Origin of the sequence: Nostoc sp., assembly GCF_036917395.1 — a bacterium.
Classification (GTDB): Bacteria; Cyanobacteriota; Cyanobacteriia; order Cyanobacteriales; family Nostocaceae; genus Nostoc.
The window spans coordinates 145,159-163,296 of sequence record NZ_JBALDI010000042.1; the positions used below are offsets into that span (position 1 = coordinate 145,159).

14 protein-coding genes are annotated in these 18,138 nt (G+C 43.8%); 4 read left to right on the forward strand and 10 right to left on the reverse strand.

The window, feature by feature from the left end:
* Positions 1-126: 126 nt before the first annotated feature.
* A complete protein-coding gene (locus V7K46_RS15165) occupies positions 127-786 on the forward strand; it encodes an HD domain-containing protein (RefSeq protein WP_335114412.1) in 660 nt (219 codons plus the stop codon).
* A 493-nt stretch (positions 787-1,279) separates the two neighbouring features.
* On the opposite strand, the gene V7K46_RS15170 is transcribed toward V7K46_RS15165, so the two are convergent.
* The 7 genes from V7K46_RS15170 to V7K46_RS15200 all read right to left on the reverse strand — a co-directional run bounded on the left by V7K46_RS15170 (position 1,280) and on the right by V7K46_RS15200 (position 6,475).
* The gene (locus V7K46_RS15170; protein WP_335114414.1) at positions 1,280-2,020 is read right to left on the reverse strand and encodes a HEAT repeat domain-containing protein; all 741 of its coding nucleotides are present in this window, start codon (positions 2,018-2,020) and stop codon (positions 1,280-1,282) included.
* Positions 2,021-2,193: 173 nt separating this feature from the next.
* Positions 2,194-3,039: a HEAT repeat domain-containing protein gene (locus V7K46_RS15175; RefSeq protein ID WP_335114416.1), complete on the reverse strand. Its 846-nt coding sequence runs from the start codon at positions 3,037-3,039 to the stop codon at positions 2,194-2,196.
* Positions 3,020-3,295, reverse strand: coding sequence for a phycobilisome linker polypeptide (locus V7K46_RS15180; RefSeq protein WP_335114418.1), 276 nt, complete (start codon positions 3,293-3,295; stop codon positions 3,020-3,022). Before V7K46_RS15180 ends, V7K46_RS15175 begins: the two co-directional genes overlap by 20 nt.
* Before the next feature lie 75 nt (positions 3,296-3,370).
* The gene (locus tag V7K46_RS15185) at positions 3,371-4,240 is read right to left on the reverse strand and encodes a phycobilisome linker polypeptide (RefSeq protein WP_335114420.1); all 870 of its coding nucleotides are present in this window, start codon (positions 4,238-4,240) and stop codon (positions 3,371-3,373) included.
* Between the two features lie 158 nt (positions 4,241-4,398).
* Positions 4,399-5,211 carry a phycobilisome linker polypeptide gene (locus V7K46_RS15190; RefSeq protein ID WP_335114422.1) on the reverse strand — a complete coding sequence of 271 codons (813 nt, stop codon included), beginning with the start codon at positions 5,209-5,211 and terminating at the stop codon, positions 4,399-4,401.
* Between the two features lie 164 nt (positions 5,212-5,375).
* Positions 5,376-5,867 (reverse strand): phycocyanin subunit alpha, encoded by a 492-nt coding sequence (gene cpcA, locus V7K46_RS15195; RefSeq protein ID WP_335114424.1) that lies wholly within the window; start codon positions 5,865-5,867, stop codon positions 5,376-5,378.
* A gap of 86 nt (positions 5,868-5,953) precedes the next feature.
* Positions 5,954-6,475 (reverse strand): phycocyanin subunit beta, encoded by a 522-nt coding sequence (locus tag V7K46_RS15200; protein WP_273763451.1) that lies wholly within the window; start codon positions 6,473-6,475, stop codon positions 5,954-5,956.
* 1,141 nt (positions 6,476-7,616) lie between these two features.
* Between V7K46_RS15200 and V7K46_RS15205 the strand changes: the two genes are divergently transcribed.
* Complete coding sequence (locus V7K46_RS15205) at positions 7,617-8,273, forward strand: class I SAM-dependent methyltransferase family protein (RefSeq protein ID WP_335114426.1); 657 nt, start codon at positions 7,617-7,619, stop codon at positions 8,271-8,273.
* 369 nt (positions 8,274-8,642) lie between these two features.
* On the opposite strand, the gene hpnH is transcribed toward V7K46_RS15205, so the two are convergent.
* The 3 genes from hpnH to V7K46_RS15220 all read right to left on the reverse strand — a co-directional run bounded on the left by hpnH (position 8,643) and on the right by V7K46_RS15220 (position 13,552).
* Positions 8,643-9,662: an adenosyl-hopene transferase HpnH gene (hpnH, locus tag V7K46_RS15210; protein ID WP_334794488.1), complete on the reverse strand. Its 1,020-nt coding sequence runs from the start codon at positions 9,660-9,662 to the stop codon at positions 8,643-8,645.
* A gap of 48 nt (positions 9,663-9,710) precedes the next feature.
* Entirely contained in the window at positions 9,711-10,769 is a 1,059-nt protein-coding gene (hpnA, locus tag V7K46_RS15215; protein WP_335114429.1) for a hopanoid-associated sugar epimerase, read from the reverse strand.
* Positions 10,770-10,891: 122 nt separating this feature from the next.
* The gene (locus V7K46_RS15220) at positions 10,892-13,552 is read right to left on the reverse strand and encodes an efflux RND transporter permease subunit (RefSeq protein WP_335114431.1); all 2,661 of its coding nucleotides are present in this window, start codon (positions 13,550-13,552) and stop codon (positions 10,892-10,894) included.
* 381 nt (positions 13,553-13,933) lie between these two features.
* Between V7K46_RS15220 and V7K46_RS15225 the strand changes: the two genes are divergently transcribed.
* Positions 13,934-14,620, forward strand: coding sequence for a 5'-methylthioadenosine/S-adenosylhomocysteine nucleosidase family protein (locus tag V7K46_RS15225; RefSeq protein WP_335114433.1), 687 nt, complete (start codon positions 13,934-13,936; stop codon positions 14,618-14,620).
* 564 nt (positions 14,621-15,184) lie between these two features.
* Complete coding sequence (locus V7K46_RS15230; RefSeq protein WP_335114435.1) at positions 15,185-17,947, forward strand: tetratricopeptide repeat protein; 2,763 nt, start codon at positions 15,185-15,187, stop codon at positions 17,945-17,947.
* Positions 17,948-18,138 lie beyond the last annotated feature (191 nt).

Below are 18,138 nucleotides of genomic sequence, written 5' to 3' on the forward strand. Positions count from 1 at the left end.
AAGGGAGGAAATGTCCCCTCTTTCTGTTAACGGAGTTAGAAGGTGAGGTTCTACTTGAAGTCTTCTACTGCTGTTTTAATAGCATGTACTTATTTTTCCAATACTAAGAATGGGTATACTCACTCTATGCCTACAGAAAACTTCATGGATATTTTATTTTCTAACTGGCAACACACACTCAAACCCTTTGGCGTTGACCAGGTAGCGGCTGAGAAAGCCTTTAATCGCTTGGTTGCAGCTTACTCTACCCCTGGTCGCTACTACCACACACTCAAACACATTGATCACATCCTGAGCATAATTCAGATTTTGCAAGGCTACACGAACAACTTAGCTGCTGTTCAACTAGCTGCCTGGTTTCACGATGTAGTGTATGACACTGAAGCTCAAGATAATGAACAACGAAGCGCAGACTATGCTTTTGAATTGCTGAGTAATTTGGGTATTCCAGAAAGTACGATAACTATTGTCACGCGTCTGATTCTGAACACTAAAGTCCACCAAGCTGCGGTGGATGACTATGATAGCCAAGTCCTGCTTGATGCAGATTTAGCGATTTTGGCTACTAACCCAGTCCAATATCTGGAATACGCCCATGCGATTCGCCAGGAATATAGCTGGGTGGCAGAGGCAGATTATATCACAGGTCGTGGGCAGGTTTTAGAACGATTTTTACAGCGATCGCCTATCTACTTTACGCCTTTAATGTTAGAGTTCGCCGAACCATCTGCCCGTGGCAATATCCAGGGAGAAATCCAGTCTTTGGCTTCAGGATGTGGTTTTTGATAAAGACTGGATAATCAGCTGGCAAATTGTTCGTCATCTTGTAAGTGCGATCGCAATGACATCAAAATTGTGTTTTTCACCCCCGTTTTTGACAAAAATGAATTGGGTATCCTTAAGATTTTCTTTACGAATCAGTTCTAAACTCTCTTTCATACTGCTTTTGAGTCTGTTTGCGTGAAGCGCTCGCAGGTTCTAAATCATCTATGCCAAAAAGCTGTAAGAGTGAAAGCATTCCCACCCCTGATAAGGATCAGTTTTTGTGACTTTCACTCCTTGAAGTAACACAGTTTCTCAATAGCCTAGATAAAACTTTTGATTTGACGCGGCGGCTTACCTCCACATCAAACCCATAGGTCATTTTTGCCCTGAATACGATAGCGCCAGAAAGCCCAAGCTTGGAACATGAAACTTCAAGTTGGAAAAGTGAAACTTTCAGTAAACATTCACGACAGGCTGTATTCTATGCAATTGGAATCGGCAATAAACGAATTGCTTAACGTCTTCCAGCGCCACGATAAGGCACTTCATTGACTTCAGTCTCTTCTAACTTTCTTTTAGGTGCAAACACTTCTTGATGTTGTTGTTGATGTTGTTGCTGCTGAATTTTTTCCTGTGCAAACTTTACACGGGTGCGAACTCCGAGATCGGCATCTGTATCGAGCATTTGCTGGAGTTGATTTGTAATCCGCGACGCTTGATCAGGTGAAGTGACTGCCACTGCAATGGCTAATGTTTCTAAACTCGTCACTGCCGCATAGCGCACTACCCACTCTGGATCTTGAGAAATTACTAATAGCGCCTCTAATACCTGAGTCTGAACAGATTCCAGTTTCTCAGGCGGTACTTGATGCCAGCGCAAAGTGCCTAATCCCCTGGCAGCTGCCCGCCGTACACTTAAGGAAAAATCGTTTTTTGCTGCCTCTAACAAAGTATCCAGCGCCCGGACATCGCCAATTCCCGCTAAGGCACGAATTGCCCAGGCTCTAGCGCCGTAGTTGTAGTCATCAATTAGTTCCAATAGTGGCGGTACTGCAACTTCCCCGATCGCAATTAATCCATCTACCGCCGCCACCGCCGCCCCTGGATTGTTGTAGCCCAAAGCCGCAATTAGTGTGGGAACAGCTTCCTCTATACCAGCTGCTGCTAACTCTTGAACTGCATCTAATAAGCGATCCGAGGAATCTGCTTCTTCCACAGCCCGGATCAATATTTCAGCAAGATCACTATTATTCATAATAATTTTTCATGGGTAATTAGTTGTCAGCCAATTGTAGCTTAAGCTATCCGTAGTTTATATCATACATAAACCCCTAGCCCTGATTTTGCAGTTGGGTTGGGGGTTTATGTGTGGTAAATATTTAATTAGTTTAAACGGATTAATGACAACTGATTATCTAGAATTTATCACTACAACAGCGAATCCATCAAATTGATGACTTTAATCGCACCTTCTGAGAAAGTGCCTGGTGTTATGTGGTTAACTTGATGTTCTAATAATCCTTTAAGAGAAATTAGCTTTAGGCTATTTTCAGCAAGAGTCTGGGCGATCGCATCTGCTGCGGGTAGATATCCAATCGCTCCCAAATCTGCTAACACTGCCCGACGCAATTGCAATTTCTCTCCCGCCAGAGCTTGTACCAACCGTTCTCCATAAACTGGTTCTTGGGTCAATTGATACATGGCTCGTGCGGCAGCATATTGCACTAATTCGATTGAATGCTCTAAAAATGCTTTTACCAAAGGGATGAACTCAGTTGCCCTCAAAGTTCCCAAGGCTTCTAAAATTGCGTCGTAGGGTTGAGATAAATCAGGCTGCTTTAATATGAGTTGCCCATCCTGCAAACCTACTTGTAATAGCTTGATTAGGGCGGGAATACAAACCGGATCGCCTAGCATTTCTAAGGATTGTGCCGCTGCTTCCCGGACATAAAAATCTGAGCAGTCTAAACACCTAATTAAAGGTAATACTGCCTGGCGATCGCCTAGTTTTCCTAAGGCTCTAGCTGCGTTCCGTCGCAGAGGATATCCGCCTTCTGGTGTCCTGTCGGCTTCATCCTCTAAAGCTTTGATCAGTCCTGTAATCGCAGCTGCTTCACCTATCCGAAACCTACCCAACCACCAGGCAGCATAAAACCGCAAGCCTAAATCTGCACTTTCAAGATTAGCGATCGCTTGCTCTACTGTTAAAGATTCATCGTTGGTAAAGTCACCTGTCGGTGATAAATCTTCAAATTTATGCGGACTGGGATTCATTAGAAGAAGGAGGATTGCTCTGTCCGCTATCTGTTTTAGCTTCAGCGTTCAATGGCTGAATGCTGACTATTTTGCCACCCAAGCGAGTAATCCGCTGCATTTCTTGATTCATCCGATTCTCAGGCACTGTGAAAAACACACTGGCACTAGAACGAATCGGATAGTTTACTTTTTCGCTTTCTTCGCTTTGGCGCAGACCGACTACTTCATACCGAAAGTAGCGACTACTAGTTCTACTACTAATTTGTCCAAGCATAAAATTAATTCCAAATTTTAAATTGTCATTAGTCTTTTGTCTTTAATAATGACTAATGACTAATGACTATTGACACTAAAGGGGTTTCACACTCGCTATTTTACCACCTTGTTTTACCACTCTCTGGAAGTAACTTGATAGTTCTTCATATGGTATAACCACCGCTTGATTGACACGGCGTGTGCTCGGATACCCAGAACCAAAAACGCCTGCCACTTCAATGCGGTAAAGTCTGCCTTCTTTACCAAAAGTTCCCGCGCCACCGAAAGTACTGTTGGGGGTAACACCTTTTTCGGAAGCAACGTATGAAAAGCCTGAGGGACCACCGGAGGGAGGAACAACGACGGATGCACTATTGCGACCTAGTTCGCTGGCTAGGCGGGTGTCTTTGCCTTTGAGTTGGGAGGTATCGCTACTGGCATAGCCGCGATAAAGTTGGAATATCCGGGTAAATCCGACAGTTTTTTGTCCTGTTTGGGTTTCAAACCCGCGATAGTAAGGCGCAATATTTTCACCAAAGTTAGATTGATACTCTGGCGAATCAATGTAAGAATCAATGTCGGCTTCATATCCCTTGGTTTGATACAAGTCTAAGTGATAAACCACATCAGACTCATCATAGGGGGCACGACCCAACAAATGTTTATAGTTCAGTTCGATGACGCGAGTTTGGAAATTGTCGTAGAAAAACTTGGATTTGTACAGTTCTGATTTAGCTACTTGACGCACAAACTCTTGCACTGTACTTTTTCCATCACGCAGGATAGATTCAGCACTTGTGAGGCGGTCAGCTGCCAATATATAGTTGTTGCCCAACACCTGACGATAGACAGCAGCAATTACTCTCTCTATGTCTTCTTTGGTTGCATTTGGACGCAATTCTACAGGAGACTGATCAGTAAAAGGCTCTGTCCCCAGACGAGACGCTGCTGTTGTAATAGCCATTGGTAATTCTCCTTTTGTAATTAGTAATTGCTAAGGGGAGTAGTGAGTGGAGAATGGGGAGTAGTGATTCCTACTCCCTAATGCTACTTGCTCCACTTGGGTAAACTCCAAGACCGCAGTAGCTCCTCCCCACTCTCTACTCCCCTTCGATTCTCTATTTATACGGCAGTAATGCTAATCACTTTACTGCCCTTGCGATTCAACTGCTGCAATTTACTAGAAAGTTGCTCGTAGGGAACGATCAATTCCGCAGTCCCTCGCCGCACTACAGCTGAGTTCGGGGAAGCTGCTTGTAGCACTCTAATCCGGTATGTTTCGCCGCGACCACCTGTAGAGAGGCCTGTTAAGGCTCCGGCGGAGACTGGGTAAATGGGTGAAGCCAAATTCTTAGCTACTTCCCAGGTTAGCCGTCCTTGTTTTTGTCCTTGGGCGCGATCGCTATTGGCATAACCCCGATACAGTTGGAACAGTCGGCTATAGCCAACATTTTTCTGTCCTACTTGACTTTTAAAGCCTCGATAGTAGGGCACAATATTTTCGCCAAAATTCTCTTGATATTCTAATGAGTCAATGTAAGAGTTAATTTCAGCTTCGTAACCTTCTGAGTTGTAAAGCTCAACATGGAAAGAAATCTCTGACTCATCTTCCGGGGCACGCCCCAATAAATGCTTATAATTCAACTCGATAAACCGAGTTTGTGAGTTGGAGTGGAAAAACTTATCCCGATAGAGTTCTGATTGAGCAATGGCTAGCACAAATCCCCGCACGGAGATTGTACCTTGCTGCAACAGCGATTCTGCACTCTCTAGACGGTCTCCTTCCAGTATATATGCATTACCCAAAACCTGACGGTAAGCCGCCCGGATAACCACTGCCACATCCTCTTCTGTTCGATCAGGACGTAGTTCTACCAGTGGTGAGTTTTCAAATGCTCCAATTCCTAATCTTGCTGCTTGTCCCAAAGCTGCCATCTTTAAAACCTCCTCAGTTTTAACTGCAAAACTGAAAACTTTTTAGAAAATTTTTTTCTAGTCTTTTAACAGTCTTTTGAAAATAAAACTGCCCGGAGAGGTAAACAACTCATAGAACTTCCTTGTCATAAGAGCTGATTTCCTCTCCGGGCTAAAGAAATACTCTAGCTTAGAGTATTGATTACATAGTCGATGTAGGAATTGGCTTCAACACCTGGATCACCGCTTAGACCGTGGTTAGCTTTGATGTACTTGAGGGCTTCAATGTACCAGCTAGGAGATAGATCAAAAGTCCGGTTGATTTCAGCCAAGCCAGAAATCAAGAAATCATCCAAGGGACCTGTGCCACCAACAACTAAAGCGTATGTGATAATCCGCAAGTAATAGCCGATATCACGTACACACTTGCCTTTACCGCGTGCATCAGCTGCGAAGTTGGGACCTTGTTGTTGAGTGGTGTAAGGGTACTTGTTATACACCGCTTGAGCAGCACCTTCGGTCAAGCGTTGAGCATTACCGCTCAATGCTTTTGCTGCTTGTAAGCTAGCTGGCGCTTGGCGGAAGCGACCAAAAGCAACTTGAATCTCGGTGCTGCTGAGATAGCGACCTTGAGAGTCAGCCGATGAAATTGCTTCAGTTAGAGGTGTTTTTGACATTTTGGTATCTCCCTTTCAAAACTTTATGGTTGAAATTTTGTTTTGTCCTATGGACAATTATTTAGTCAACATCAGCAATGCTTGGCTTAAGCCACAGCAGCAGCAGCACGATCAAAATAGCTAGCTATTTCAGATGACAGAGCACTGCAATCTCCTCTGGTGATGTTATTTGTATCGTTGACAATGGCCAGGGAAGCTTGTTTCAGCTTCTGAATACCAACAGCAACTGACGCTCCTGGAGTTCCCAATGCCAAGTAGGTTTCCCGCAATCCATTGAGGGCACGGTCATCTAGTACGCTTGAATCGCCAGCAAAGATTGCATAGGTGATATAGCGAAGAATGATGTCCAAGTCTCTGATGCAAGCAGCTGCGCGACGGCTGGTGTAAGCATTACCACCGGGAGCGATCAATTGGGGTTGTTCTGCCCACAAATCACGAACCGCAGCAGCAACAAGAGCAGACGCATTGCTGGTAATCCGGTTAACGGCATCTGTACGCTTGTTACCATCTTTGACTAGTTCACTCAATGCATCCAATTGTGCATCGGAGAGGTATTCCCCACGTGTATCAGCTTGGGTAACTACTTTTGCAAATGCATCTAAAACCATTGCCTTAAATCTCCTAATTTGCTTCGTTAAGAATAGTTGGACTCAAAACTGAATGGTTCAGTTTTTTTTGATGCCCGCACTGCCTGACGAGTTCCGAAAGGTTTAAAACAGACATCCCAGAAATAAGTTTACGATCTCCAGGCTTTCAGATTAAAACTTTTGTTAAAAAACTTAAAACTTCTGTGAACGACTGGAAAACCTGATTAAGATGTTGTTTTTTACTCTCAAGTTCTCTTTATACAATGCTGCTGTATCATTATTTATTACAAATTATTGTTATGTTTGTGAATTTTAGTTACATAACTTAACACTTTTTCCTCTACCCCATAAAGATGGGATAATTGCGTAGGCGTAGCCCGCCGCAGGCATCGCACACTTAATTAGTGTAGTATTGGCTACTTCGTAGCTCTTGCCAAACACATTGCAAAGGACACGTGCCATATTTTACGATTACATTGCATCCATTGCAGGGATGAGTTCATAGCCGCTGTGAACCATGAAATCGGCAGACTTAGGATTATTACTAGCGCAGCCGAAGCTCTAGATTTGCAATCCAATATAAATAAAGCCTGCTTTAGCGGGTTACAAAGAATAGCTTTAGGGTAAACTTACCCACATTTACAGGACTTACGCAAGAAAGCTCATTTCATGAGGATCTCACTTTTTTGCGTTGCTCCCCTCTTCTCATAAGAGAAAGGTAGGGGGAAAAATTCTTCAGGATTACTGGATTGGTGTTCTAGACAACACAAATACTATTAAGTAAGTATCGAGTTGCCGCAGTATATTTTATCCGACTGGAGAAATACAGAGCAATTAAGTTTTGAGTAATACAAAATTGAACTTTGCCCGAATCGGACTGAAATATGTAGTGCATCTGTGTTATTTTCGTCGCACCGACTCCAGCCCAGTATTTCTGTGAGCTTTCCTCGATTGGAATACAAAGCTGTTTCGCAAGCTTTCAACTGTTAAATTGCCGGATTCACAAACAAAGAAAAAAGACTTGATCTTGAATGAATTTCCATGATAATCTGCGTTCAATCATAAAATACGTTTTGTCGATAAACTTATCGTAGTTTAAATTTGCCCAGTTTGTTTGTCACTTTGCTTTTCTCATAGTTAATGGAAACGGAAATCACCTCTTATGGTAAAAGACTGGTTTGAATGGCACGACCTCTACAAGAACGAACCAAAATTGCAACAACGCCTGCAAATTGTGCAGGAATACATTTCCCATAGCTTGAATTTGTCCCAACCAGGGTTAATCCGTATAGTTAGTGTTTGCGCGGGTGATGGACGAGATTTGTTAGGAACGTTATCAAATCACCCACGGACAAAAGATGTTTATGCCCAACTAGTAGAGCTAAATCCACAACTAGTTGAACGTGGACAAGAAAGAATAGAATCGTTGGGTTTGACAAAACAAATTGAGTTTATCAATGGTGATGCAACTATCTCCTCTAACTATGTAGGAGCAGTACCAGCAGATATTGTGATTGTATGTGGTGTATTCGGCAATCTCGCTGATGAATCTGAACTCAATCGCTTGCTGGCAAACCTGAGTTTTCTCAGCAAACAAGGTGCTTTTGTGATTTGGACTCGTGGACACTCTAACGGTATTTCCCACTCTGAGACTGTCCGTAAATTTTTCCGTGAATATGGATTTGAAGAAGTGAACTTCAAACTCACTGCAACAGGAGATATGGGAGTAGGTATTCATCGTTACCTTGGTGAAAGTTTGGCTGCACCCAAAGAGCAACAGTTGTTTGAGTTTACTGGTGTTCCAAGTAAAGCCAGGTAAATAATGCCTCTAAAACTTTCTTTACAAAAAACAACAACGAGTTGCAGATTACTTCTATAAATATGGTGTGATTCCTAAAAAAATCAATATTCAGTAAGCTGTGTTGACACCTGAACAATATGCTGCAATTACTCCAGAATCAATTAGCCAAAAGTAGTTTGAAGAGGGCAGCAAAAGGTTCAAAACTTTCCAGACATTTAATTAAGAATAAACGGGGAGGCAAAGAGGGGGGACGCGGAGCTTAAAAAGTAATTTTAGCAAGTGCTGACGCCCCGCTTTGCTAACACCAATTCATTGATCGCTACGAACTACCTCATAATACTTCCAAGCAGCGATCGCCCCCTATAAACATGTAGCATTTACTACTTACTAGTTCCTGCCAAACACACTACCAAGGGCACGTGCCATATTTTGCGGTTGCATTGCATCCATTGCAGCAGTGGGTTCGTAGCCGCAGTGAACCATACAATCCGCACACTTGGGATTACCACTCTTCTGGCCGTATTGACTCCAGTCAGTTTTTGCCAGTAATTCGTTGAAGGTAGAGTAATAACCTTCGTTCAGCAGATAGCAAGGTTTTTGCCAACCGAGAACACTATAACTAGGGCTACCCCAAGGCGTACATTCGTAGTCCTTCTCACCAGTCAGAAAATCTAAGAACAGCGGATTGTGATTGAAATTCCAGTTTTTTTCACCAGCTTTGTATGGAGCTAGAATTTCCCGGAAGAGGGCGCGGGTTTGTTCACGGTGGAGAAAATGATCTTGATCTGGTGCCCACTCGTAACTGTAGCCGGGAGAAATCATCATCCCGTCAGTATTTAGTGTTTTCAGAAAGTCGAAGAACTCTTGCATATCTTTAGGTTCAGTTCCCTCAAAGATAGTTGTGTTGGTAGTGACACGAAAGCCTTTAGCTTTAGCGGCGCGAATAGCTTTGACAGCAATATCAAAAACACCTTTGCGATCGACGCATTCATCGTGCAACTCCCGCATCCCATCTAAATGCACACTAAAAGTCAGGTAAGGAGAAGGTTGAAACTTATCCAGGCTCTTTTCTAACAACAAACCATTGGTACACAAGTAAATATATTTCTTGCGCTCAATTAATCCTTGGACAATCTGATCAATCTGGGGATGCAGCAAAGGTTCTCCTCCAGGAATTGAAACAACCGGTGCGCCGCACTCTTCCACTGCGGTAAAGCACTGTTCTGGGGTGAGATTTTGCTTTAAAATTTCCTTTGGATGTTGGATTTTACCACAACCAGTACAGGCTAGATTACACCGAAAAAGAGGTTCCAACATCAATACTAAAGGGAAGCGTTTACGTCCTTTCAAACGTTGAGTAACCAGATACTTCCCGATGTCTATAGCTTGTTGTAGATTAACTGCCATTTTATGACTCCTCTGTTGATCAAAACACCACGTTTTCAGCCCCAAGATTTATCTGTGGGGGTCTTTAATTTTGAATTTTGAATTTTGAATTTTGAATTCCCCAAAGGGGTTGACATATCCCTGAGCAACAAACCAATCTACAGCATCCTTGAGGGCCGCATTCAGCGAAGATTGGGGTAGACCCAACTCTCGTACAGCCTTTGCGGCATCATAATACATAGGTTGTTTCGCCATCCGAACGCCATCCAATGGCACTGAAGGCAATTTCCCCAGAGGTGCGAGAATCTTTTCATCAACCCAGGCAACACTAAGGGGTAACCAAGCGGGTACTGTTTGTTGAGGTGCGCTTAAACCTGTGATATCGGCGAGTTGTTCTAGCAGTTGCTTTAAGCTGAGGTTTTGGTGACCTAAGATATAGCGATCGCCTGATTTGCCTCGCTCCAAAGCCAGTAAATGCCCCCATGCCACATCCCGCACATCGATAAAATTCAAACCAGTATCCAAGTAAAAGGGCATTTGCCGTCGTAAAAACCGTAAAATTATATCACCCGTCGGGGTAGGTTTGATATCCAACGAGCCAATCGGGCTGCTGGGATTGACAATAACTACCTCTTGACCTGTAGCAACAGCTTGCATAGCTTCTTGTTCAGCCAAAAACTTAGACTTTTTGTAGTCACCCACCAACTTATCTAAGGGACTCTGATGTGTTTCATCGACAACTTGACTAGATGATCCTACCCCAATTGCTGCCACTGAACTCGTGTAAACGGTGCGCTCAATGTTAGCTTTGCGAGCTGCTGCCAACACATTGCGCGTACCCAGGACATTGTGACGATGGAGTAACTCTCGGTCTGATTGCCATAGGGAATAATGGGCTGCCACATGAAATAGGTATTGACAACCTCCCATCTGTTCCCAGAGATTTGGTTCATTCAAATCGCCTTTGACAATTTCCACCTCCAAACCACGGAGATTCTCCAAATTGCTGCTTGAGCGAACCAGTGCTTTGACGGCATATCCTTGTTGTAACAACAACCGTACCAAGTGGGCACCAATAAAGCCCGTACCCCCAGTCACAAAAACCCTTTTGGATTTTGGATTTATCAACTTAGAATTTTCCTATTTTGTAATTTTGGATACACATATTTTGTAATAATTAAGTGGAACTTAGTAATGTAAATCTCTCAATCAGACCATTCATACCTGTTCAAAAATCTAAAATCTAAAATCTAAAATTTCTTGCGGGGAAACCAATCATCCAAAATAGTGTAGACTACTGGCACAACAATCAAACTGAGGATAGTTGAAGTTACAAGTCCACCTGCGATCGCTACAGCCATAGGCGATCGCAATTCGGAACCCGCACCAAAACCTAAGGCGATCGGTAGCATCCCTAAAATAGTGGAGGCAGTGGTCATCATAATTGGTCTGAGGCGCACTAGCCCCGTGTTGAGGATCGCCTCGGTGCGGTCTAAGCCAGCACTGCGTAACTGGTTGATGTAATCCACAAGCAAGATAGCATTTTTATTTGCCAGCCCCAGTAAAAAGACGAAACCGATTAGTGAGATCATCCCAAAGTCGCTCTTGGTGATCAGTAGTGCCAACATCGCCCCCACCAGTGCCAAGGGCAAAGAGACACCAATTACCAGAGGGTCTATCCAGCTTTTGAATAGCAAAATTAGTACTACAACAATACACAGGGCAGATAGAGCTAAAGTACTGCCGAAACTGCTAAAAACCTCACCTTGACTAGCAGAATCTCCTCCTAAATTCAAGGAAACATTATACGGTAACACCGCCTTAGCTTCAGCTACCATTTTGTCAGTAGCATCACCCAAGGATAGATTCTTGCCAAGATTAGCACTGACATATGCCACACGCTGATTATTCAGACGCTCGATCTGAAAAACCGTGCCCTGTGGATTCGTTTCACCTGTAACTGTGACATCGGCAAATCCCGGCATTCTCTGAATTCTCTCTTTAATTGCCTTGACTGCTTTGCTCAGAGCTTGGAGATTATCACCTCGTAATGCTATTTGCAGAGGTTTTTGACCGCCAGAATCGACAAATTGAATATCTTCAACACTGGTAGTTACCCCAGAAAGGACAGGTAAGGAGGAGCGGAATTGGTCTTGTAGTTCAGCAGTTGTGATTGTGCGATTGTCCTTTAACTTTACATATAGTATGCCTTTATTCGGCTCACCTTCACGAGAACCAACAGTAGTAAATACCGTTTCAACTGCCGGTGATTTTCTGACTACATCTTCTAGTTTTTTAGCAACCTCAAGAGAATCGTTCAAAGGGTTAGGAATTGGGAACTGCGGACTGGGATTTCTCCCCTGCTCCCCCTGTTCCCCTGCCCCTCCGGGGATACTCGGCAAAGGAGCCGTATAAGCAATATTGAATTCGCCGCGATCGAGTTTGGGAATAAAACCTTTGGGAATTAGTGGAATCAGCACTATACCTGCAATGAAGCTGAGGACAGCTAATCCGGTAACTATCTTCCGGTGATTCAAAGACCAACTCAGCAAGTTTCTGTAAGATTGAGTAAATGCCACCCAAATTTTTGCTTCCCGACGCGGGGAAAGCGAGGATTTAGGTTTTAGCCAGTAGATAGCCAGAACTGGAGATAAAGTCCGAGCAACTAGCATAGAAGCAAGCATCGCGGCTGAAACAGTGATGCCGAAAGGCTTGAAGAATTGACCGATTACACCACCCATCAAACCTATAGGTAAAAAAACCGCTACTGCTGTCAAGGTGGCGGCGGTGACTGTTAATCCAATCTCATTTGTAGCTAAAAGTGCTGCTTGGCGAGGAGTTTCCCCATCTTCAACGTGTCGCATGATGTTTTCCACATCCACGATCGCATCATCAACAATACTACCGATCACCAAAGCTAAAGCTAACAGCGTAATCGTTTCCAAGTTGAAACCAAAAATTGCCATGACAATAAACGTCGCCAAAATAGACGTAGGAATTGCCAAGGCAGAAATCAGGGTGGCTCGCCAATTCCACAAAAAAGGAAAAATTACCACGATGGACAACAAGACTGCTTCCAGCAAAGCATCGATTGTTGACTGGGTGGCTTGGCGGATATATTCTGCTTGGGTAGCAGCTAAAGTGAGTTTGACATCATCGAGGCTAGATCGCAGCCTTTGGACTTCTTTCTCAACCTGACTCACTACTTCCAAGGTGTTAGCACTGCCACGTTTAATCACCTGAAATGCCAGTGCATCTTGCCCGTTAAACCTGACTAATGTCGCCCCTGCTTGGGGGGGAGCCGCAGCACTTGCATTCGCTGGAGCTAGGGGAGTTGCAGTAGCAGCGCCCAGTAGTGAGACTTTCAGGACTCCTGGTAGTTTAGCAATCGCACTTACAATCTCGTCTTTCGCCAACTTTGTCAAATCTGTAAGATTCCTTGAGGGACTCTCAATGGCATAGCTAATCGCGGCTGACTCATTTAGATTCAAGGGAATAATTTTGGCAGTTGCTCCTTGAGGCAAAGTCAACTGTTTGAGGGCAGTTTCAACCTTTTTGGTCGATGTTTCTAAATTCGTACCAACGGCAAAAGAAAGGCTAACAGCAGTTTGACTAGGATAAGTGGATGAGCGGATATTCTCCAGTCCTTTTAGGGAGCGCAGACGTTCTTCTAGGGGTTGGGTGAGCTTCGCCTCTGTATCCACCGCAGTTGTCAGGGGAACTGTAGCATTCACAACCACCACTGGAAAGGTAATATCTGGAAACAAAGCATACTTGAGAGAACTGAAAGCCAGAATACCAGCTACCGTTACGGCAATCCAAAAACTCACCGTCAGCCACGAAAACTGAATCGCTAATTTGGAAATATTGAAGAGTTCTCGTGCGGATTTTGAGCGATCAAGCTTTACCATCTTGGAAAATTATCGTGTGGGTGACACAATTATTTAGTCATGCTACAGTAATCACCTTCGGTTTGCGAGTTTTGATCTCCAGGAAACGGCAATATTACTTATTGTCACTCAAGATATGGCAAAATTTTTAATCCAGAATGAAACTTGGTTCTATTGAGCATGAGGTGGGTAAAAATTTTGCTCAAAAAATCTCTTATCTCTGTGTACTCTGTGTGTTTATAGTAAAATAAATTATTTTTAAACCACAGAGGCGCAGAGGACGCAGAGAAGAAAGCAAAGATTTTTCAAGTCAGCTAGGGCTGCTGCCCAGACTTGGCAGGGTTGCTCTTTACATCCTTGAGTTAATGTGCAGACGCAAACTTCAAAATATTCAGAGGGCTAGTGCCTAATTTTTTGGCTATCGACACAATTTTGGTGGTTCAGGGAGCAGAATATAAAGCTGTGTGTCGCGGATTAAGCGGCGTTACTGGCTCGCTCCCAACTGTAATAGCCATACCTCTTGGGATGAAGCCTTTACTCAAATATCTGCAACAATCCCAAGGAAATGGAGAATTTCTGGCTCCATCCAGAGTTGTAATTATGGGTATATGTGGCAGCTTGAGCGATCGCTACACAGTTGGTGATATTGTCCTCTATCAAGATTGTGTTTACTCTGGGAAGCGGCAAGAATGCGATCGCACTTTCACAGCACAATTGCATTCTTACCTATCAGAAAAAGTATCATTAGTCAAGTCACTGACAAGTGATCGCGTAATTTGCTCTGCGTCCGAAAAACGCCATTTGGGTGAGACTTTGGCGGCTGATGTTGTTGATATGGAAGGATTTACCGCCTTAGAGTTTTTCAATGCAGCTGGGGTGGACGTGGCAATGCTGCGAGTAGTCAGCGACAATTGTCAGCACGATATCCCCGATTTGACATCAGCAATTAACTCTGATGGTTCCCTAAACCCTTTTCCTTTAGCGATGGGAATGCTTCGACAACCCCTTGCAGCTACTCGACTAATTCGAGGTTCATTAAAATCATTAAAGGTGTTAGAACAACTTACAAATCGGCTCTTTTCTGGCTAGAGCCTGAAATAATCTAATGCAGTTAAAATTTTAGCAGCGATCGCCTACAAATTGTAACTTCAAACAGCGATCGCTCCCTCTTCTCTCTTTCTTTGCGCTCTTTGCGTCCTTTGCGGTTCGATTCTCATGCTAATTGACAACTGCAATTAACCCCTCATATCCAAAATACATTGAATAGAGCGATCGCATAGCCATTTTGAGTATAAAACTCGAAATTTGAGGTTCACAGGCTCAACTGGCGATGTCTAGACGAGCTATGACGCTCTCTTACGAGACGCTGCGCCAACGCTATCGGCGTCGCAGTATTCTTGTTCTCTGATATCATGAGTTTAATAGGCGGTTATAAACCGCATTTGTACAGGTAAAACCCACGGAGGCAGGTTTGAAACCTTAAATTTTTAGTTAGTCCGTGCAGGCGGACGAGAGTTTGTGTAGCCGCGAATCCCATCGGCTCGAACCTCTTCTAAATTCTTTCTATGGAAATGGTATTTCTGCTAGAAGAGGAGATTCCCTCGAAATAGGTAGAAATTAAGTAGAATCGAGAAGAAATCTCAGAAGCTGTCTATGCAATGGGTTGATTTTCTAGCCAATGAAGCTGCTACTCATAACTTATCCCTAGAGCAAACGGCAGCTTTTGTAGAGCGTTTGAAGAATGAAAACTTAGGTAAGAGTCAGGTGAAACTAGCCACCGAATTGAATATCGGTGTTGGTGTTTTCAAAAAGCTGATGACTAAGGTGTATGACAAGTTTGCCCAGAGTTGTCCTGAGTTAGCGACTTCTAAGAGTCGAGGCAAACTAGAAAAGTTACGCGCTTGCTTGAGAGCAAAATATAATGGCGGGCAAGACTTCGGTGTGAGCGCTACAACTCTTAAAGAGGCTGCGCCAACAGCAACGGCTCCATCGAGCACCTCGGCTTCGCTCGGTGGAGCCGAAGTCGAGATGCTCAGTACAAGTCAGTCGAACGCTGCCCACACGACAATTAAGGAAATTCATCAAAATATTCCTCCTGCTGTCCCATTTGAAAAATTTGTGGGACGTGAGGTGGAACTACAAAACTTGCACTCCTCATTACAAACATCTGGGCAAGTTGCAATTGTAGCTGGGATAAGTATGAGTGGTGTGGGGAAAACTGAACTGGCTACCCAATACGCCAAACAACATTTACAGAATTATCAAGGTGGGGTTTGCTGGTTATCAGCACAGGGAATTGATGTCGGAATTCAGATTCTCAGATTTGCCCAATTAAAATTTAACCTCATTGCACCGGACAACTGGGAATTAGCAGATAGGCTGAAATACTGCTGGGAGAATTGGCAACAAGGTGAAGTGCTGCTGATATTTGATGATGTCACCGACTACAAAAAACAAGTTCAGCGTTATCTACCCCTGGAATCACCTCGGTTTAAAGTATTGCTGACAATGCGCCTGGGGTTTGACAGAACTTTACTGCAATTACGTCTGAATGTCCTCAAACCATTGGCGGCGATGAAATTATTAAAGTCGCTAATTAGCAAAGAACGACTTAAAAGTGAGCCTTGGGTTGCAAGAAGAATTTGTAAATTCTTGGGATATTTGCCTTTGACGTTAGGGTTAGTGGGGCGATATCTGGATACAATGCCAGATTTGTCTCTGGAAACACTGCACAAGCGGCTAGAAAAAAACCGACTGGAACACGAAGCAGTAGCCAAGGCTAACCCATTGATGCGTTATGAATACGGCATGGCTGAAGCTTTTGCATTGAGTTGGAAACAATTGGATAAGAATGCACAAAGCTTAGGCTGTTGGCTGAGTTTGTATGCTTTGGCTGACATTCCCTTATCTGTTGAGACGATAGAAGATGACGAAGAACAAGAATTCTGGGAGAAAGCTATAGCCCAGTTGCGGAAACTGCATTTAATCCAATGCCAGGCTAAAGGAATTTATCGTCTACATCCACTGATTCGGCAATTTTTCCAAATGAAGTTGGATGAGTCAAGTGAAGCAGATGAGGTGAAAACTGCTTTTGTGGCGCTGATGGTAGAGGTAGCAAAGCAAATTCCTCAACAGCCTAAGCGTGAAGAGATTCTCAACCTCACTTCTGCTATCCCCCACATTGCAGAAATTGCAACCCATCTATCCCAGTATCTCAGTAACGAGGATTTAATTCGGCCTTTCACAAGTTTAGGTTGGTTTTATCAAGCTCAAGGACTTTATCAGCAAGCAGAACTTTGGTACAAACTATGTATTCAGGTAGCTGAAAATCATCTTGGTTTAGAACATCCTGATGTCGCCACTAGCCTGAACAATCTCGCAGAACTCTACGGTTTTACAGGATGGTATAGCGAAGCCGAACCTCTGTATCAGCAAGCTTTGTCACTCCAGAAACGCTTGTTGGGAGACAACCATCCCGATGTCGTCACTAGCCTGAACAATCTCGCAGGACTTTACAAATCTACAAGACGCTACAGTGAAGCCAAACCTTTGTTTGAGGAAGCTTTGGCACTGAGCAAACGCTTACTGGGAGACAACCATCCCAATGTCGTCACTAGCCTGAACAATCTCGCAGCAGTGTATCATTCCATAGGACGCTACAGCGAAGCCGAACCCCTGTATCAGCAAGCTTTGTCACTCCAGAAACGCTTATTGGGAGACAACCATCCCGATGTCGCGGCTAGCCTGAACAATCTCGGAATCCTCTACGAATCTACAGGACAGTACAGCAAAGCCGAACCCCTATATCAGCAAGCTTTGTTACTGAGAAGACGCTTACTGGGAGAAGCACATCCTGATGTCGCGGCTAGCCTGAACAATCTCGCCGAACTCTACCGTTTTACAGAACATTACAGCGAAGCCGAACCCTTATATCAGCAAGCTTTAGAATTGAGAAAACGCTTACTGGGAGAAGCACATCCCGATGTCGCGGCTAGCCTGAACAATCTTGCAGAACTCTACCGTTTTACAGAACGCTACAGCGAAGCCGAACCCTTATATCAGCAAGCTTTAGAATTGAGAAAACGTTTACTGGGAGAAGCACATCCCGATGTCGCTACTAGCCTGAACAATCTCGCATTACTCTACGGTTCTACAGAACGTTACAGTGAAGCCGAACCCCTATATCAGCAAGCTTTAGAATTGAGAAAACGCTTACTGGGAAACAATCATCACCATGTCGCCAATAGCTTGAACAATCTCGCATTACTCTACAAATTTACAGGACGCTACAGAGAAGCCAAACCTTTGTTTGAAGAAGCTTTGACAATTTCTGAACATACTTTAGGTGTAAGTCATCCCAATACAATGACGATTAGGGGAAATTATGCAATCATTTTAAGAGAAACGTATCGCTAACAATTGCCTCCCTTCCCTACGCAATGTCTAGGACGGGCTATTTAGCGTCGCACCTTTCTAGCCAAATTATATCATAACCCTTCACTTGTGGAAATCTTTGCCGAACTGCAAGCAATAATTAATGCGACACAACAGTTGTAAACCTCATGTATGTTGAGAACTGTAGTTTTTGCCCTCACCCTAAATCCCTC

Bases quoted from the DNA above. Each gene is read 5' to 3' on its own strand.
- V7K46_RS15165 (WP_335114412.1), top strand. From the start codon at position 127: ATGCCTACAGAAAACTTCATGGATATTTTATTTTCTAACTGGCAACAC.
- V7K46_RS15170 (WP_335114414.1), bottom strand. From the start codon at position 2,020: ATGAATAATAGTGATCTTGCTGAAATATTGATCCGGGCTGTGGAAGAA.
- V7K46_RS15175 (WP_335114416.1), bottom strand. From the start codon at position 3,039: ATGAATCCCAGTCCGCATAAATTTGAAGATTTATCACCGACAGGTGAC.
- V7K46_RS15180 (WP_335114418.1), bottom strand. From the start codon at position 3,295: ATGCTTGGACAAATTAGTAGTAGAACTAGTAGTCGCTACTTTCGGTAT.
- V7K46_RS15185 (WP_335114420.1), bottom strand. From the start codon at position 4,240: ATGGCTATTACAACAGCAGCGTCTCGTCTGGGGACAGAGCCTTTTACT.
- V7K46_RS15190 (WP_335114422.1), bottom strand. From the start codon at position 5,211: ATGGCAGCTTTGGGACAAGCAGCAAGATTAGGAATTGGAGCATTTGAA.
- cpcA (WP_335114424.1), bottom strand. From the start codon at position 5,867: ATGTCAAAAACACCTCTAACTGAAGCAATTTCATCGGCTGACTCTCAA.
- V7K46_RS15200 (WP_273763451.1), bottom strand. From the start codon at position 6,475: ATGGTTTTAGATGCATTTGCAAAAGTAGTTACCCAAGCTGATACACGT.
- V7K46_RS15205 (WP_335114426.1), top strand. From the start codon at position 7,617: ATGGTAAAAGACTGGTTTGAATGGCACGACCTCTACAAGAACGAACCA.
- hpnH (WP_334794488.1), bottom strand. From the start codon at position 9,662: ATGGCAGTTAATCTACAACAAGCTATAGACATCGGGAAGTATCTGGTT.
- V7K46_RS15220 (WP_335114431.1), bottom strand. From the start codon at position 13,552: ATGGTAAAGCTTGATCGCTCAAAATCCGCACGAGAACTCTTCAATATT.
- V7K46_RS15230 (WP_335114435.1), top strand. From the start codon at position 15,185: ATGCAATGGGTTGATTTTCTAGCCAATGAAGCTGCTACTCATAACTTA.